At 40.1% G+C, this 14,561-nt stretch carries 17 protein-coding genes; 15 read left to right on the top strand and 2 right to left on the bottom strand.

The annotated features are described in order from the left end of the window. Positions 1-470: 470 nt before the first annotated feature. From mreB to A194_RS17025, 8 genes are all read left to right on the top strand, one after another. Positions 471-1,472: a rod shape-determining protein gene (mreB, locus tag A194_RS0102710; RefSeq protein WP_017185352.1), complete on the top strand. Its 1,002-nt coding sequence runs from the start codon at positions 471-473 to the stop codon at positions 1,470-1,472. A gap of 36 nt (positions 1,473-1,508) precedes the next feature. Next, entirely contained in the window at positions 1,509-2,009 is a 501-nt protein-coding gene (locus tag A194_RS21110; protein WP_337442932.1) for a flagellar hook-basal body protein, read from the top strand. A gap of 209 nt (positions 2,010-2,218) precedes the next feature. Next, on the top strand, positions 2,219-2,329 hold the full coding sequence (locus tag A194_RS21270; RefSeq protein ID WP_017185351.1) for a flagellar basal body rod C-terminal domain-containing protein: 111 nt from the start codon (positions 2,219-2,221) through the stop codon (positions 2,327-2,329). A gap of 19 nt (positions 2,330-2,348) precedes the next feature. Then, on the top strand, positions 2,349-3,173 hold the full coding sequence (locus A194_RS0102700; RefSeq protein WP_017185350.1) for a flagellar hook-basal body protein: 825 nt from the start codon (positions 2,349-2,351) through the stop codon (positions 3,171-3,173). 22 nt (positions 3,174-3,195) lie between these two features. Next, on the top strand, positions 3,196-3,387 hold the full coding sequence (locus A194_RS0102695) for a hypothetical protein (RefSeq protein WP_017185349.1): 192 nt from the start codon (positions 3,196-3,198) through the stop codon (positions 3,385-3,387). Continuing rightward, entirely contained in the window at positions 3,381-3,524 is a 144-nt protein-coding gene (locus A194_RS19625) for a DNA-directed RNA polymerase subunit beta (protein WP_017185348.1), read from the top strand. The genes A194_RS0102695 and A194_RS19625 overlap by 7 nt, the downstream gene beginning before the upstream one ends. 32 nt (positions 3,525-3,556) lie before the next feature. Further along, a complete protein-coding gene (gene fabZ / locus A194_RS0102685) occupies positions 3,557-3,994 on the top strand; it encodes a 3-hydroxyacyl-ACP dehydratase FabZ (RefSeq protein WP_017185347.1) in 438 nt (145 codons plus the stop codon). A 312-nt stretch (positions 3,995-4,306) separates the two neighbouring features. Then, the gene (locus A194_RS17025) at positions 4,307-4,552 is read left to right on the top strand and encodes a hypothetical protein (protein ID WP_017185346.1); all 246 of its coding nucleotides are present in this window, start codon (positions 4,307-4,309) and stop codon (positions 4,550-4,552) included. Positions 4,553-4,652: 100 nt separating this feature from the next. Here A194_RS17025 and A194_RS0102675 read toward each other — a convergent pair whose 3' ends face one another. Then, entirely contained in the window at positions 4,653-4,838 is a 186-nt protein-coding gene (locus tag A194_RS0102675; protein WP_017185345.1) for a YjfB family protein, read from the bottom strand. Between the two features lie 185 nt (positions 4,839-5,023). Between A194_RS0102675 and A194_RS0102670 the strand changes: the two genes are divergently transcribed. The 4 genes from A194_RS0102670 (at position 5,024) to A194_RS0102655 (ending at position 10,459) form a co-directional block, all read left to right on the top strand. Next, positions 5,024-5,512 (top strand): competence protein ComK, encoded by a 489-nt coding sequence (locus tag A194_RS0102670; protein WP_017185344.1) that lies wholly within the window; start codon positions 5,024-5,026, stop codon positions 5,510-5,512. 171 nt (positions 5,513-5,683) lie between these two features. Beyond that, positions 5,684-6,514 carry a TetR/AcrR family transcriptional regulator gene (locus tag A194_RS0102665; protein WP_017185343.1) on the top strand — a complete coding sequence of 277 codons (831 nt, stop codon included), beginning with the start codon at positions 5,684-5,686 and terminating at the stop codon, positions 6,512-6,514. Between the two features lie 12 nt (positions 6,515-6,526). Continuing rightward, on the top strand, positions 6,527-7,393 hold the full coding sequence (locus A194_RS0102660; RefSeq protein WP_017185342.1) for an efflux RND transporter periplasmic adaptor subunit: 867 nt from the start codon (positions 6,527-6,529) through the stop codon (positions 7,391-7,393). Between the two features lie 3 nt (positions 7,394-7,396). Beyond that, on the top strand, positions 7,397-10,459 hold the full coding sequence (locus A194_RS0102655) for an efflux RND transporter permease subunit (RefSeq protein ID WP_017185341.1): 3,063 nt from the start codon (positions 7,397-7,399) through the stop codon (positions 10,457-10,459). A gap of 93 nt (positions 10,460-10,552) precedes the next feature. Here the strand turns inward: A194_RS0102655 and A194_RS20180 are convergent, their stop codons facing one another. After that, positions 10,553-10,699 carry a hypothetical protein gene (locus tag A194_RS20180; protein ID WP_017185340.1) on the bottom strand — a complete coding sequence of 49 codons (147 nt, stop codon included), beginning with the start codon at positions 10,697-10,699 and terminating at the stop codon, positions 10,553-10,555. Positions 10,700-11,014: 315 nt separating this feature from the next. Here A194_RS20180 and A194_RS17020 point away from each other — a divergent pair, with 315 nt between their 5' ends. From A194_RS17020 to A194_RS0102635, 3 genes are all read left to right on the top strand, one after another. Continuing rightward, positions 11,015-11,809 carry an LCP family glycopolymer transferase gene (locus A194_RS17020; RefSeq protein WP_017185338.1) on the top strand — a complete coding sequence of 265 codons (795 nt, stop codon included), beginning with the start codon at positions 11,015-11,017 and terminating at the stop codon, positions 11,807-11,809. A gap of 46 nt (positions 11,810-11,855) precedes the next feature. Continuing rightward, the gene (gene galU / locus A194_RS0102640; RefSeq protein WP_017185337.1) at positions 11,856-12,734 is read left to right on the top strand and encodes a UTP--glucose-1-phosphate uridylyltransferase GalU; all 879 of its coding nucleotides are present in this window, start codon (positions 11,856-11,858) and stop codon (positions 12,732-12,734) included. Positions 12,735-12,854: 120 nt separating this feature from the next. Then, positions 12,855-14,561: a phospho-sugar mutase gene (locus tag A194_RS0102635; RefSeq protein WP_017185336.1), complete on the top strand. Its 1,707-nt coding sequence runs from the start codon at positions 12,855-12,857 to the stop codon at positions 14,559-14,561.

Below are 14,561 nucleotides of genomic sequence, written 5' to 3'. Positions count from 1 at the left end.
AACACTGATAAGTTGAGCTGAACGCTGATAAATCTTTTGTGAGCGCCGATAAGTTCGAGTTGAACGCTGTTGTTGTATTGTGATGAACGAAGGTGGCGACTCCAGGTCGACTAAAAGCGGCCACGTCCTGTGGCCAACGTCGACACTTGACCGTCTTGGTCTTCGCGGGAAAGTAAAAGCCGTGCCACTTGTGCCCAGTGGGTAAAAGCGTCCAGCAAAAGACTGCTTTGCACCACCCACCAACATCCGACTTTTTTCACTTTTGCTCGAGAAAATCCGACATCCAACTAAATAGGACAAAAAGGCTGACAAACCTAATCAACTCGTCTATCATGTCCTTTTCATAAACTTTCGACAATGGGGAAAAATGACATGACACCTCAGGAAAAAAGTGATAAAATATTACAATAGATTAATTATATTTTCGTACGTCAAAATGATGGGATATAAGTCAGGGGGATTAATTTTACATGTTCGCTAGAGATATCGGGATAGACTTAGGTACAGCAAATGTTTTAATTCATGTGAAAGGAAAAGGCATTGTGTTAGATGAGCCATCGGTTGTCGCGATGGATCGCAATACAGGTAAAGTGTTAGAAGTAGGGCATGCCGCACGTCGTATGGTCGGTCGTACACCAGGAAACATCGAAGCGATCCGCCCACTTAAAGACGGTGTTATTGCTGACTTTGATGTGACAGAAGCCATGCTTCGTTACTTTATAGAGAAGATTAACGTGCGCGGAATGTTTTCAAAGCCACGTATTTTAGTTTGTTGCCCAACGAACATTACGAAAGTTGAGCAAAAAGCGATTAAGGAAGCGGCTGAAAAGTCAGGCGGTAAGAAAATTTATTTAGAAGAAGAGCCAAAAGTCGCTGCAGTTGGCGCAGGTATGGACATTTTCCAACCAAGCGGTAACATGGTTGTCGACATTGGTGGTGGAACGACTGATATTGCCGTTTTATCAATGGGTGATATCGTAACATCTGAATCTATTAAATTAGCTGGTGACAATTTCGATCAAGAGATTTTGCAGTACATAAAGCGCAAATACAAACTATTAATTGGTGATCGAACAGCTGAAGATATTAAAATGAACGTTGCAACCGTATTCCCAGGCAATCGTGATGAATCATTGGACATTCGTGGACGTGACTTAGTGTCTGGTTTACCGCGTACAATTACCGTCCAATCTAATGAAATTGAAGAAGCATTACGCGAATCTGTAAGCTTAATTGTACAGGCAACGAAGACAGTACTTGAAGCTACACCACCAGAATTATCTGCAGACATTATCGACCGTGGTGTCATTATTACTGGCGGTGGTGGTCTATTAAACGGCATTGACCAGCTACTAGCTGAAGAACTTAAAGTACCTGTTTTTATCGCAGAAGACCCAATGAGCTGTGTAGCAGAAGGAACAGGCATTATGCTTGAAAATATCGATAAATTACCTAAAGACAAAATCGTTTAAACAACGCTTTTTTCGGTTAAAAAAGGAGGCGACACCATGCTAAGAGGTTTTAATACAGCTGGTGCAGGGATGATTGCTAATCAGCGCCATCAAGACTCATTAAGCAATAATATGTCGAATGCACTAACGCCCGGCTTTAAACAGGACCGTTCAACGTTTCGTGCATTTCCAGAAATGTTAATCCAAAACGTTGAAAACAGAAACATCCCGACTGAAAACGGGCTTAGTTTGCCACGTAATCAGATCGTCGGTTCGATTAATTCTGGAACTTATTTGCAAGAAGATGTGCCTTTATTTGAACAAGGGGACGTCCGCGAAACGAGTATGCCGACAGATGTAGCACTTCAAAATGGAAACTTACCTGATGAAACAGGCTTTCTATTTTTCGAAGTAGCAAATGAAGACGGTGACGTTCGTTATACGCGAAACGGTAATTTCACAGTTGATGCAGAAGGCTTTTTAACGACAAATGAAGGTTATTATGTGTTAATGATGATGGTGAGCCGATCCAAACAGGCTCTGAAGCTTTCGAAGTAACCGAAAATGGTGAAGTTATTTCTGCTTTTGACCAAACGTTATTAGGTATTGGCTATCACCCGAATGCTAATGACTTTGTAAAAGAAGGCGAAAATTTATTTAACAATGACGGTGAAGATGCAGTTGTTGATGCACGTGAAGCTGCTGGAGCAGACTTCCAAGTACGACAAAACCATTTAGAATGGTCTAACGTCGATACGCAAGCGACAATGGCTGACATGACACGCGCACACCGCATGTTTGAAATGAACCAACAAGTCGTCAGAACGTTTGATCAAAGTATGGAATTAGCCGCAAACGAAATCGGGCGTTTAAGGTAGTCTAGAGGAGGCATAATCGATGCGAAACATGTTTAATGCAGCAGCAACTATGGGCCAAATGCAGCAACGCATGGATTTAACATCTAACAATTTATCTAACATAAATAACCATGGGTATAAAGCTAGAGAAGGGCAATTTTCGTCACTTTTGTATCAGCAACATGATAACATTTTAGACTATGATCAAGGTTCACCTCGTCTTACACCAGATGGTATTCGTGTAGGTGCCGGTGCTCGTTTATCAAACACTAATATGAATATGACAGCAGGTACAATCGAGCCGAGCGACCGTCCATTAGATGTCGCGATTCAAGATGACTTTCGATTTTTTGTTGTTAATGCACCGACAGAAGATGGCGAAGTTGAGGAGCGTTATACACGTGCCGGTAATTTTTACTTATCTGAACAAGCAGATGGCAGCATGATGTTAACGACGAATGCTGGATATCCAGTAGAAGGCCAAGATGGTCCAATCATACTTGATGGTGAGTTTGAAGATATTTCAATTAATGAGTCTGGTGAGATTGCAGTCACTAGAGATGGTGACACAGCTGTTGAAGCCACTCTCCAACTCATTGATATTGAAAATACGAGAGTCATGGAGCCAGTTGATGCGAATTCATTTACAATAAATGAGGAAGACTTAGAAGTACCAGTTGAGGAATTAGTTGCAGAAGTTGCACCAATTGATGCGAATTTAGCCCCTAGCGCACTAGAAGGGTCTAATGTTAACATGTCTAAGGAAATGACCGATTTACTAGAAGCCCAACGTGCGTATCAATTTAACGCACGCTCACTTTCAATCGGTGATCAAATGATGGGCTTGATTGGAAATATGAGATAGCAGTAGAATCGAGGTTGTAATTATGGCTTCAGAAGATAAGCAAAACCAAAAATCGCGCAAGTTAAAAGGCGCGAAAAAGTTCAAGCCAAAAGAGAAAGAAGATACGCAAGACAATCAATCGAAACGAAGAGCCGCCAAAGAAGAACGCAAAAAAGAGAAAAAGCAAAAAAAAGCCGCATTCGTTATATTCCAGTTTGGTTGCGCTTTGTGTTAGCTATTATTTTAAGCATTGTTGCTCTAGCAATCGGTATGATGGTCGGTTATGGTGTCGTCGGTGAAGGTGAAGAGCCAAGTGCCGTTCTTGACCGCTCATTATGGCAAAGCTTATATGACTATATTAAAGGAAAATAAAATTTTATATTGCCTAACCTAGGAGGATCTTTATGTTAGATATTGAACAAATTAAAGATATTATCCCACATCGTTATCCTTTTTTACTCGTTGATCAAGTAACAGAACTTGAAGACGGAAAGCGCGCTGTCGGTTTTAAAAACGTCACAGCAAACGAACCATTTTTCCAAGGACACTTCCCGAATTACATGGTTATGCCAGGTGTGTTGATCGTTGAAGCTTTAGCGCAAGTTGGAGCAGTCGCGATCTTGAACTTAGATGATAACAAAGGCAAATTAGGCATGTTCACAGGCATTGATAAGTGTCGTTTCAAGCGCCAAGTTAAACCAGGTGACACATTAAAGCTAGAAGTCGAAATGGTTAAACTTAAAGGCCCTGTCGGAAAAGGTAAAGCAGTTGCAACAGTTGATGGCGAAGTAGCATGTGAAGCGGAAATTATGTTCGCCATCGTCGATCCAGAACAACAATAACTAAGAAGCGGAAGAACTTTGCTCAGCGCAAAGTTCTTTTTTTGGTTGTGCTGTTCGCTATATGGAATGAAAATTCGATAATTAAGCGAAATTCTCAATAATTAAGCGAAATCCACGATAATTGGGCGAAATTCTCATTAATTAAGCGAAAATCCAAATAATTAGGCGAAACGACCTCATAATTAAGCGAACGCAAAATACGACAAATTTCGCAACGGCACAAAAGCACGCGCACCTCCTCAAAATCCATTTATAAAATAACTAATATTGGAAACAATAAAGCGTGATCATATAAATGAGGAGGTAAGAGAAATGACAACAAAATTTTGGAAGCTTTGTATGGTCGTGCTGCTGGCGTTTGGTTTATTGATAGGGTGTGCAACGACAGATGATGAAGACTATGATGATCCAGGAATTGACGCACCTGAAGACGATAGTGATATGCAGCAAGATGAACAATTTGATGACGAAAACCAAGAAGAAGATGACCAAATGCAAGATGAGTTTGATGACGAGTATGACCCAGATGATAACGAAGATGAACAAGATAACTATTAAGCTTTCAACATAACCCAATCCATAACGAACAAAAATCCCAAAGCTTGTTGTGATCCCTACATAAATTAATAGGGATCACTTCATCATAAGCTTTGGGATTTTAACCTTTGAGATCAATGTTGTGACCTAAATTAGGATGCGACGGCACTTGGCTTGACTCGACTAACTTGTCGAATGCCTCACCTTGTTGATTAAGTTGATCCTTAACCTCTTTTGCAAGCCCGACATTAAACTGTTGCTTCGCTTGAGCTTGGTTCATCGCAATTGACGCCTTTGCTACATCCATATCTTCACCTCGCGATCTTACCGTTTATATCGACAAAATTTTATTAGTTTTAACACAACTGCAATTTTTTACTAAATTTGTTTGTCAAAATAGTGCAAAATAACAGAAATTATAGTAAAATAGTTGTAGTTTGATCTGTCATTAATAATCCATTGAAAAATGAATAAGAAAGGAAGAAGTAGAAGGTGTCGCAAAGCATTGACTATAAATCTGAGTATATTATTAATGATAACACTATGGCAATAAAGCACTACGATAAAAACTCTATGTTCGGAAGTTGGATCTTAGAGGATCAAACCGTTTACTTATGCAGAAAGCAGCCAGAAGAAATACTGAATGACTCTTGTTTGAAAAAAGGACTTACGACGTTGAATGGTAGAAAGAAAGCGGTAGAGAACTTAATGGGGAGAAAAGTTAGGCTACCTGTACCGATTGAGAATGAGTATAACAGTCTTTTCATTCCAACAACGACGAGGAAGCGCACGCGATCAGATTGGATTTCTTACCGATACATTCATAGGTTTTACCCAGACGGTAATGATTTCTTTTCAATGATCGAGTTTACCAATGGGAAGAAAGTCCAATTCGAAATGACGAAAGTGAATTATGACAAGCAAATGTTATATGCAGGTTTCCTGTTAGGCTATTTTTATAAAAAAGACGATATTAGTTAAACAAACCGGTTGTTACACACAACCGGTTTTAAATTTCCATAAAACAAAATTCACCGTTTTGAATATACTGTGAACATTTTTGCGAACACTTGTAACGAGGCACTTATTTTGATAAATTAAAATAGTGACTGACTGGTCATTCTAAAATCTAGTAAAGAATGGATGGTCTATATGCAAGAGAAGAAAATTGAAATCATTAAAGCAAGTATCGACCTTTTTGCGGAGAAAGGTTTCCATGTCACATCTGTGCAGGAAATCGTAGATCGAGCTAACGTAGCAAAAGGGTCTTTTTATAATTATTTTACGTCTAAAAATGACCTAATCAGAGCGATTTATGACTTTTATTTTGCTGTTTTAGAAGAGGCGATGGTCGAGCAGGCGACTCAGACAGAAGAACCGAAACAACAGTTCCAAAACCAATTAGCGGTCTTTTTCGAGTTTTTCTTAAACAATAAGCCTCTCATTAAAATGATGATGAAAGAGCAAATTCCAATTGACCGCGATATGGAAAGCTTCATGACCGAGATGAAGCAGCAACATTATGATTGGATCCACCAAAATATTAAAAGAATATATGGTAGTGAAGTGGAGCCTTACATTTATGATGTGCTCGTCATCGTTGATGGTATGCTACAAAGTTATAACAATTGGATATTAGTTGATGAAGAGTCGATTAATGTTGACCAGTTGCCACAGTTCATTTTAAAGCGAATCGATACGCTGTGTGAGCAGCTTATTAATGACAAAGAAGCGACCCCCATTAAACAGAAGCCTGATTTTTTAGATGATCAATCTGTTATATTGACTCGAATAAGGCAAAAGGTCGTTAGCATGATGTCGCGTAATCAAAAAAAAGCGTTAGAAGCGTTAAGTGCAATCGACAAAGAACTGAAAAAAGAAGAACCAGAACGAATTGTACTCGATTCATTACTAATGAATTTAGAAACATATAGTGAAATTAGAAAAGACGCAAGGCACTTAAGAACAAAATTGAACGTGTAGAGGTGATGAGAGATGAAAAAGTGGATGTTAATATTAGCTGTATTAAGTGTATTTATTTTATCAGCTTGTAATGAAGAAACAGATGAAGAAGAGGTTGAAACGGTAACACCAGTTGAAGTAGAAGAAGTGACAGTTGAAGATTTTTCAGTAACGAAAAGTTTTACAGCACGTTCAATGCCAAATGACCAAGTACCTGTTTTAGCTGAAGCGCCAGGCGAAGTAGAGGAGTTATTTGTCGAACGTGGAGATGAAGTAGAAGAAGGAGACGTTATTGCAGAATATTCTTCTCAGTACGGTTGGATGGAAATTGAAACGCCGATCGACGGCATCATTCAAGAGTTAAACTTACAAGAAGACCGTATGGTGACAACTGAAGAGCCTGCAGCCGTAGTCGTTAATACAGACCCACTCGTATTACACTTCCAACTAACCGCGAACAATCGTGACTTAATTGAAGTCGGCGATGATGTGCGTTACAAAGTGTCACAAGCAGACCGTGATGGTGAGGCGGAAGTGACTTATATTGCTAGTACTGCTGGCGAGAGCGGATTATTTGATGTGGAATCAGAAGTTGAGCAAACAGATGCCCCTGTCCCGTCAGGTTTAACAGCACAAGTCAAAATCGATGAAGTTATTGAGTCAGATGCTTACGTTGTTCCGACCGAAGCGATCGTTGAGCGTGGAGCGGATCAATTTGTTTATATAGTCGAAAACGATGAAGCAATTCGTGTCGATGTAGACGTTATTGCGATGCAATCACAATATACAGCTATTGAGCCATTAGCTGACGACATAATTGCAGAAGGGGACACGGTGGTTACACGTGGCCAATTAACAATTGAAGATGGCCAGACGGTACGCATCGTTGAGGAGGACTAATTTATGCGTTTAGTAAATACATCGATCAAACGACCGGTCGGCGTTATTATGATCGTCCTCGCCATATTAGCGATGGGCTTTATTTCATTTCGTAATTTACCGGTCGATTTATACCCAGATATCGATCTACCAATTGCCGTTGTCGCGACGTCATATGACGATGCAGCGCCACAAGAAGTAGAAGAACTCGTTACTAGGCCAGTAGAAGATTCCGTTAGTACGATTGAAGGTGTCGATACTGTTCAAGCACAATCACAACCAGGAAGTTCATTAGTCGTGATCATGTTCTCGATGGACACCGATCTCGACCAAGCGTTACTTGATGTGAGAGAATCAGTTGATCAAGTGACAGGCATGCTTCCAGAAGGAGCAAATGACCCGAGCGTCTTACGTTTCGACCCGCAACAAATGCCAGTTATGTGGGTAGGCTTAACAGGTGATGACCAAGCAACGTTACAAAACTTAGCCGAAGAAGAAGTCGAGCCTACTTTTGAACGTCAAGAAGGTGTTGGCTCAGTCACAATCGAAGGTGGCGAAACAGAAGAGATTCAAGTTGAATTAGACGACCAAAGACTAAGCCAATTCGGTTTATCATCCCAACAAGTGATGGAAGCTGTACAAAGCGCGAACCAGTCGGCATCACTCGGAGTCATTGACCGCGGTACACAAGAATTACAATTACGTATTCCAGGTGATTACGGGTCTATCGATGAAATTGGTGAAACACTCATTCAAACAGGAGAAGGCGATTTCCTCCGGTTAAATGATATTGCAACAGTCGAACAACGGACACTTGATGCAGATGGAAAAACAATGGTTAACGGTCAAAACGCTGTTGTTATGAGTATCCTTAAGCAAACAGATGCCAACACAGTAGGCGTCTCTGATGAAGTGATCGGTTCGATGGATGACATACGAAACAACTTACCAGAATCAGTCGAACTAGATGTTGTGTTTGATACTGCAGACTTTATCCGTGAAGCAATCGATTCAGTCTTTCAAAATATTTTAATCGGTGCAGCTTTTGCTGTAGCCGTATTATTACTATTTTTAAAGAGCTTTAGAGCAACGTTAGTCATCGGTTTATCGATCCCAATTGCTGTCATTACAGCCTTTACGCTGATGTACTTTACAGGAGAGACTGTAAACATTCTGACGATGGGTGGTTTAGCGCTCGGAATCGGTATGATGGTCGACTCCTCGATCGTTATACTCGAGCACATATACACCTATCGAGAACGAGGTTACGGCATAAAAGAAGCAGCACGGCGAGGCGCATCCGAAATTGCACCAGCCGTTATTGCATCAACGACAACAACATTAGTCGTCTTTTTACCGATCGTTTTCGTAGATGGTATAGCGTCTGAAATTTTTACACCACTTGCGATCACTGTCGCCTTTGCGTTAATTGCGTCACTCGCAGCATCTGTGACACTCATCCCGATGTTGTCATCGAAGCTCTTAACTAAAGCAGTCGACCAAGGTGGAAGACGTTATTGGTTTGATCGCTTCTTAAGCCGGGTCATAACGATTTATCAAAAAATGCTACGTGGTGTGCTGAAGTTTAGAAAGACGATGTTACTTGGAACTTTTGCGATTGTAGTCGGAAGCTTATTCTTACTACCGCAATTAGGTGCAGCATTTATTCCTGAAGCAGATCAAGGACAAATTGAAGTCTCTGTTGAAACACCGACAGGAACAAACTTAGAAACAACTGAAAACGTCGCAGACCGCGTAAACGAAATTATTCAAGAAGATGAAGACATCATCGAATCCAACTTCGTAACAATCGGAGGCGGCGGAGGAATGGGCTTCGGAGGCGGTAACAATGGTGCCGATTATATGATCCAGCTCATTCCAAGCAGCGAAAGAGAACGCACGACAGAAGAAGTGATGCGCGATTGGGACGAACAAGTCCAAGACATCGCTGGAGCAGACATTACAGTCAATGCAATGGGAGCGAACATTAGCGGTGGCGATCCAATTCAAATTCAACTAACTGGCGATGACTATGAAGTATTAGATGAAGTCGCTGATCAGTTCGTTGATATTATTTCAGAAGTTGAAGGGGTGCATAACCCAACGACGTCTACTGAAGAAGGACGCCCTGAAATGCAAGTCCAAGTTGACCGCGATGTAGCGAGTGAATACGGTTTAACGTATGACCAAGTGATGGGTCAACTACAAATGGAACTAATGGGGCAAGTCGCTACACAATATCGTAGTGGCGGTGAAGAACTAGACGTTCGTATTATGACACCAGAAGACCAACGCTCAACAATCGAAGACATCGAAAACTTGACAATCCAGTCGCCTACAGGTGCGAGCATTGAACTGTCTGAAGTCGCACAACTTGTCCAAACTGAAGGACCAGCAAGCCTAAGTAGACAGAACCAACAACGCACGATCAATGTCACAAGCGGCATTGACGGCCGTGACTTAGGCAGTGTAACAGGAGACATTGAAAATGCCCTTTCAGGTGTCGACATGCCAGATGGCTATGATTGGTCAATGGGCGGTGAAGCGGAAGACATGGCAGAAGCCTTTGAAGACTTAGCGATTGCGCTACTATTCTCGATCTTCTTAGTTTATGCTGTCATGGCCGTTCAATTTGAGAACTTTTTACATCCATTTGTCATCATGTTCTCACTACCAGCAACAATCGTTGGTGTCATTTTAGGACTATTTGTAACAGGGTTACCATTCAGCATTCCGGCCTTTATCGGGATCATCATGCTCGCCGGAATAGTTGTAAACAACGCCATCGTGCTCGTGGACTATATCAATATACTACGAGATAAAGGAAAAGAACGTTTCGAGGCCATACTAGAAGCCGGAGCCAACCGTCTACGTCCAATCTTAATGACGACTTTAACGACGGTACTCGGTATGATTCCATTGTCACTCGGCTTAGGTGAAGGTGCAGAGGCCCAACAACCACTAGCCGTTGTCATTATATTCGGTCTAACCGTCTCGATGTTCTTTACACTATTACTCATTCCGGTCGTTTACACCTTGTTTGACGATCTATCTGCGAAGTTTACGAGGAGAAAAGTAGAAGAATAAAGAGTTTGCGGAAACAAAAAAGCCTTGGTGCGCCAATCAAATCGGCCGCATCAAGGCTTTAATACATATGTATGAGATTACATGCAGACGTTCTTAACCAAAAAACGCATCAAACAAATCGCTCCACTCAAAATAACGGCGAAACAAGTCAGCATCAGTCATCGTAAAATACAACGTCGTAATCACGACACCAAAAATAATATAAATCAAACAGCCAATCTGTAGCTTTTTCATGTCCATGCCCGTCACTCCTTAACAAATTAATATTACTATGGTTTACTGGCAGTTGTCGACAGTTAAGAAATTCTCCTTGAATTTTTAAAAGTTTTTAATCTAAATTTAATCTAATAAGGCAAAATATGTAGTATAATGTCATTAGTTAATTTTTAACAGAAGGGTTGAGAAAGAAAATATGAGCAGCCGTATGGAAAGAAAGAACTCAAAGGGGAAACGAAAAGGTTTAAAGATTACTTTATCTATTATTGCTATTTTAGCAATTGCTTTAGGAGGCTATGGTATATACCTTTATAAACAACTGGATGATACTGTATCATCATGTATAAGCCTTTAGAGTCAGACAAAGAAAAGCGAGAAGAAGTAAAGAATCGATTAGAACAGAAAGATACAATCAATGTTTTGCTATTAGGAATTGATGCACGTGAAGGAGATAGTGGTCGTTCTGATACTATAATCTTTTCTTCATTGAATCCTGATACAAATGAAATGTTAATGTTTAGTATTCCGCGTGATACACGTGTGGAAATTCCAGGTAGAGGTATGGACAAAATTAACCACGCATACGCGTTTGGTGGATCAGATTTAGCTGTCCAAACAGTTGAAAACTTCTTAGATACAACAATTCACTTCTATTCTCATGTAAACATGGAAGGCTTGCAAGATGGAGTTGATGCCCTTGGTGGTGTAACCATTAACAATAATATGTCATTTGATCAAGGTGGATACAATTTTCCTGAAGGTGAGCTTCACTTAAGTGGACCAGAGGCTTTAGAATTTTCAAGAATGAGAAAAAGTGACCCACGAGGAGATTTCGGGCGTAACGATCGTCAACAACAAATTATCGATGCAATGGTTCAAGAAGCGATGTCATTTGATTCGTTTACAAGAATTGATAATGTCTTACAAGCTGCAGGGGAAAATGTTGAGACAAACATGCAAATGAATGAGATGCGTCAATTATTTATGAACTATCGTGGAACTCGTGAAGAAACGATTCGCGAACAAATTAATGGTAGTGGAACCCGTATTGAAAATATTTATTACTATGCTGTTTCAGACGAAGAAAGGAATCGCATTCGAAATGTCATAAATGAGCATATGGATGCGAACTAATATAGTATTGAATATTTATTAAACCATTCATAAGAGAGGTTATAGTATGTCTAAAGTTAAAAAAGCAATTATTCCAGCAGCAGGTTTAGGAACTCGTTTCTTACCAGCTACTAAAGCATTGCCGAAAGAAATGCTACCAATTGTTGATAAACCAACGATTCAATACATCGTAGAAGAAGCGATTGATTCGGGTATTGAAGATATTATTATTGTTACAGGTAAAGGTAAACGTGCAATTGAAGACCATTTTGACCACTCTTTAGAGCTAGAAGAAACGCTTGAGAACAAAGAAAAATTTGACTTACTAGAAAAAGTAAGAAAGTCATCTAACGTCGATATTCACTACATTCGCCAAAAGGAACCAAAAGGTCTAGGTCATGCCGTATGGTGTGCCCGTAAATTTATCGGCGATGACCCATTTGCCGTCTTGCTTGGTGACGATATCGTTCGTTCTGAAACACCCGGTTTGAAGCAGTTAATTAACCAATATGATGACACAGGTAAATCAATTATTGGTGTTCAAACTGTTCCAGATGGTGAAACAGATCGCTATGGCATTATCGATCCATTGGAGAAGGATGGTCGTCTATATAAAGTGAATCAATTTGTTGAAAAGCCTGCTTTAGGCGAAGAGCCATCAAACTTAGCTATAATGGGACGTTACGTATTAAACCCAGAAATTATGGGCTATTTAGATGATCAAGAAATTGGTGCTGGTAATGAAATTCAGTTAACAGACGCTATTCAACGTTTAAATGAATCGCAATCAGTTTATGCATATGACTTTGCAGGTCGGCGCTATGACGTCGGTGAGATAAAAGGGTTCTTAAAAACGATGATCGAAATGTCACTAGAGCGAGAAGACATTCGCGAAGATTTGTTACCTTTCTTAGAAAACCTTGTTCAAAACGAACGAGTCAAATAGTACAAATGACCCCCAATTGCCATATTTTTGGGGGTTTTGTTGTTACATAATCTAGTAGAAAATAGTATAATAAAAGTTTGGGAAACACTATAGGAAAATAGATGAAGGAGTGTCTTCTACATGGATTGGAAAGATCACTACAATAGATGGATGAACTACGACAAATTAGAAGCGACATTAAAAGGCCAACTACATAATCTTAGTGAAGCCGAACGAGAAGAAGCGTTCCATCAATCAATCTCTTTTGGAACAGGTGGTATGCGTGGCGAATTAGGACCAGGCATTAACCGTATGAATGTTTATACGATCCGTAAAGCGGCTAAAGGCCTTGCATTACATATAGAAGAAAAAGGTGAAGAGTGGAAAGAAAAAGGTGTCGTCGTTGCCCACGACCCACGTCATATGTCGAAACAATTCTCACTTGAAGTTGCCAAAGTTATGGGTGTGCATGGTATTAAAACATATCTGTTTACTGACATTCGTCCAACACCACTTCTATCATTTGCAGTAAGACATTTAAAGACAGCTAATGGTGTCATGATTACAGCTAGTCACAACCCACCTGAGTATAACGGTTTTAAAGTCTATAACGAAGACGGTGGTCAATTACCGTTAGAACCATCAGAGCAACTAATGGAGAAAGTAAATAGTGTCGAAAACGAGTTAACAATTCCAGTCTTAACAGAAGAAGAACTGAAAGAGCATAACTTATTAAACTGGATTGAAGATGAAGTTGACCAAGCCTACTTAAGAAAAGTCGAGTCCATGTCATATGATCATAGCATGCCTAAAGATGGCTTAAGTGTCGTTTTCACACCATTACACGGTACAGCGACTTCTTTAGTCGAACAAGGGTTAAAACAGCAAGGCTTTTCTAACTTGACGTTAGTAAAAGAACAAACTGTAGCTGATCCGAACTTTACGACAGTAGCATCACCAAATCCAGAAGAACATCAGGCGTTTGCAAAAGCGATCGAGTATGGTAAACAAAACGATGCCCAATTACTGATCGCGACAGACCCTGATGCAGACCGTTTAGGTGTAGCTGTTAAAGATGACTCAGGCGAATACCGTGTTCTTACAGGTAATCAACTCGGAGCCTTGTTATTAGACTATGTTTTACGCCACGAATCATTTAACGACGGTGTTATGATTAAAACAATTGTAACCTCAGAAATGGGGCGTGCCATTGCGAAAAGTTATGGGGTAGAGACACAAGATGTGTTAACGGGTTTCAAATTTATAAGCGAAAAGATTAAGCAATTTGAACAAACGAACGAAAAACAATTCGTCTTTGGCTATGAAGAAAGTTATGGTTGCTTAATTAAACCGTTTGCTCGTGATAAAGATGCAGTCCAAGCAACGGTCATGACAGCTGAAATGGCTGCTTATTGGCAGAAACAGGGTTATAACTTATATGAAGCTTTACAACAATTGTATAAGCAACATGGTTATTTCTTAGAAGACCTCCATTCAGTTAAGTTAGCCGGACTTGAAGGGCAAGAGAAGATTAACCAAATCCTTGAAGACTTCAAACAATTAAATGAATTCAATGTGGATGGTTTAAAGCTTGAGTATAAAGAGGATTACTCAACGTTACAACGCACTAATGTACAAACCGGTAACGAAGAAACAATAAACTTACCGAAGACAAATGCAATAAAATTCAAGTTCGACCAAGACACATGGTGCTGCTTAAGGCCATCAGGCACAGAGCCGAAAATTAAGTTCTACTTTGCTGTAAAAGGTGAAACAGAACAACAAGCGCAAGAAAAATTAAATGCATTAAAACAATCGATTTTAGATCATGTGAAAGTAGAGGTGTAA

Source organism: Alkalibacillus haloalkaliphilus C5, from assembly GCF_000269905.1.
Taxonomy (GTDB): domain Bacteria; phylum Bacillota; class Bacilli; order Bacillales; family Alkalibacillaceae; genus Alkalibacillus; species Alkalibacillus haloalkaliphilus_A.
The sequence above is the reverse complement of the archived record's forward strand: the minus strand, read 5'-3'. Positions and strand labels throughout refer to the sequence as shown.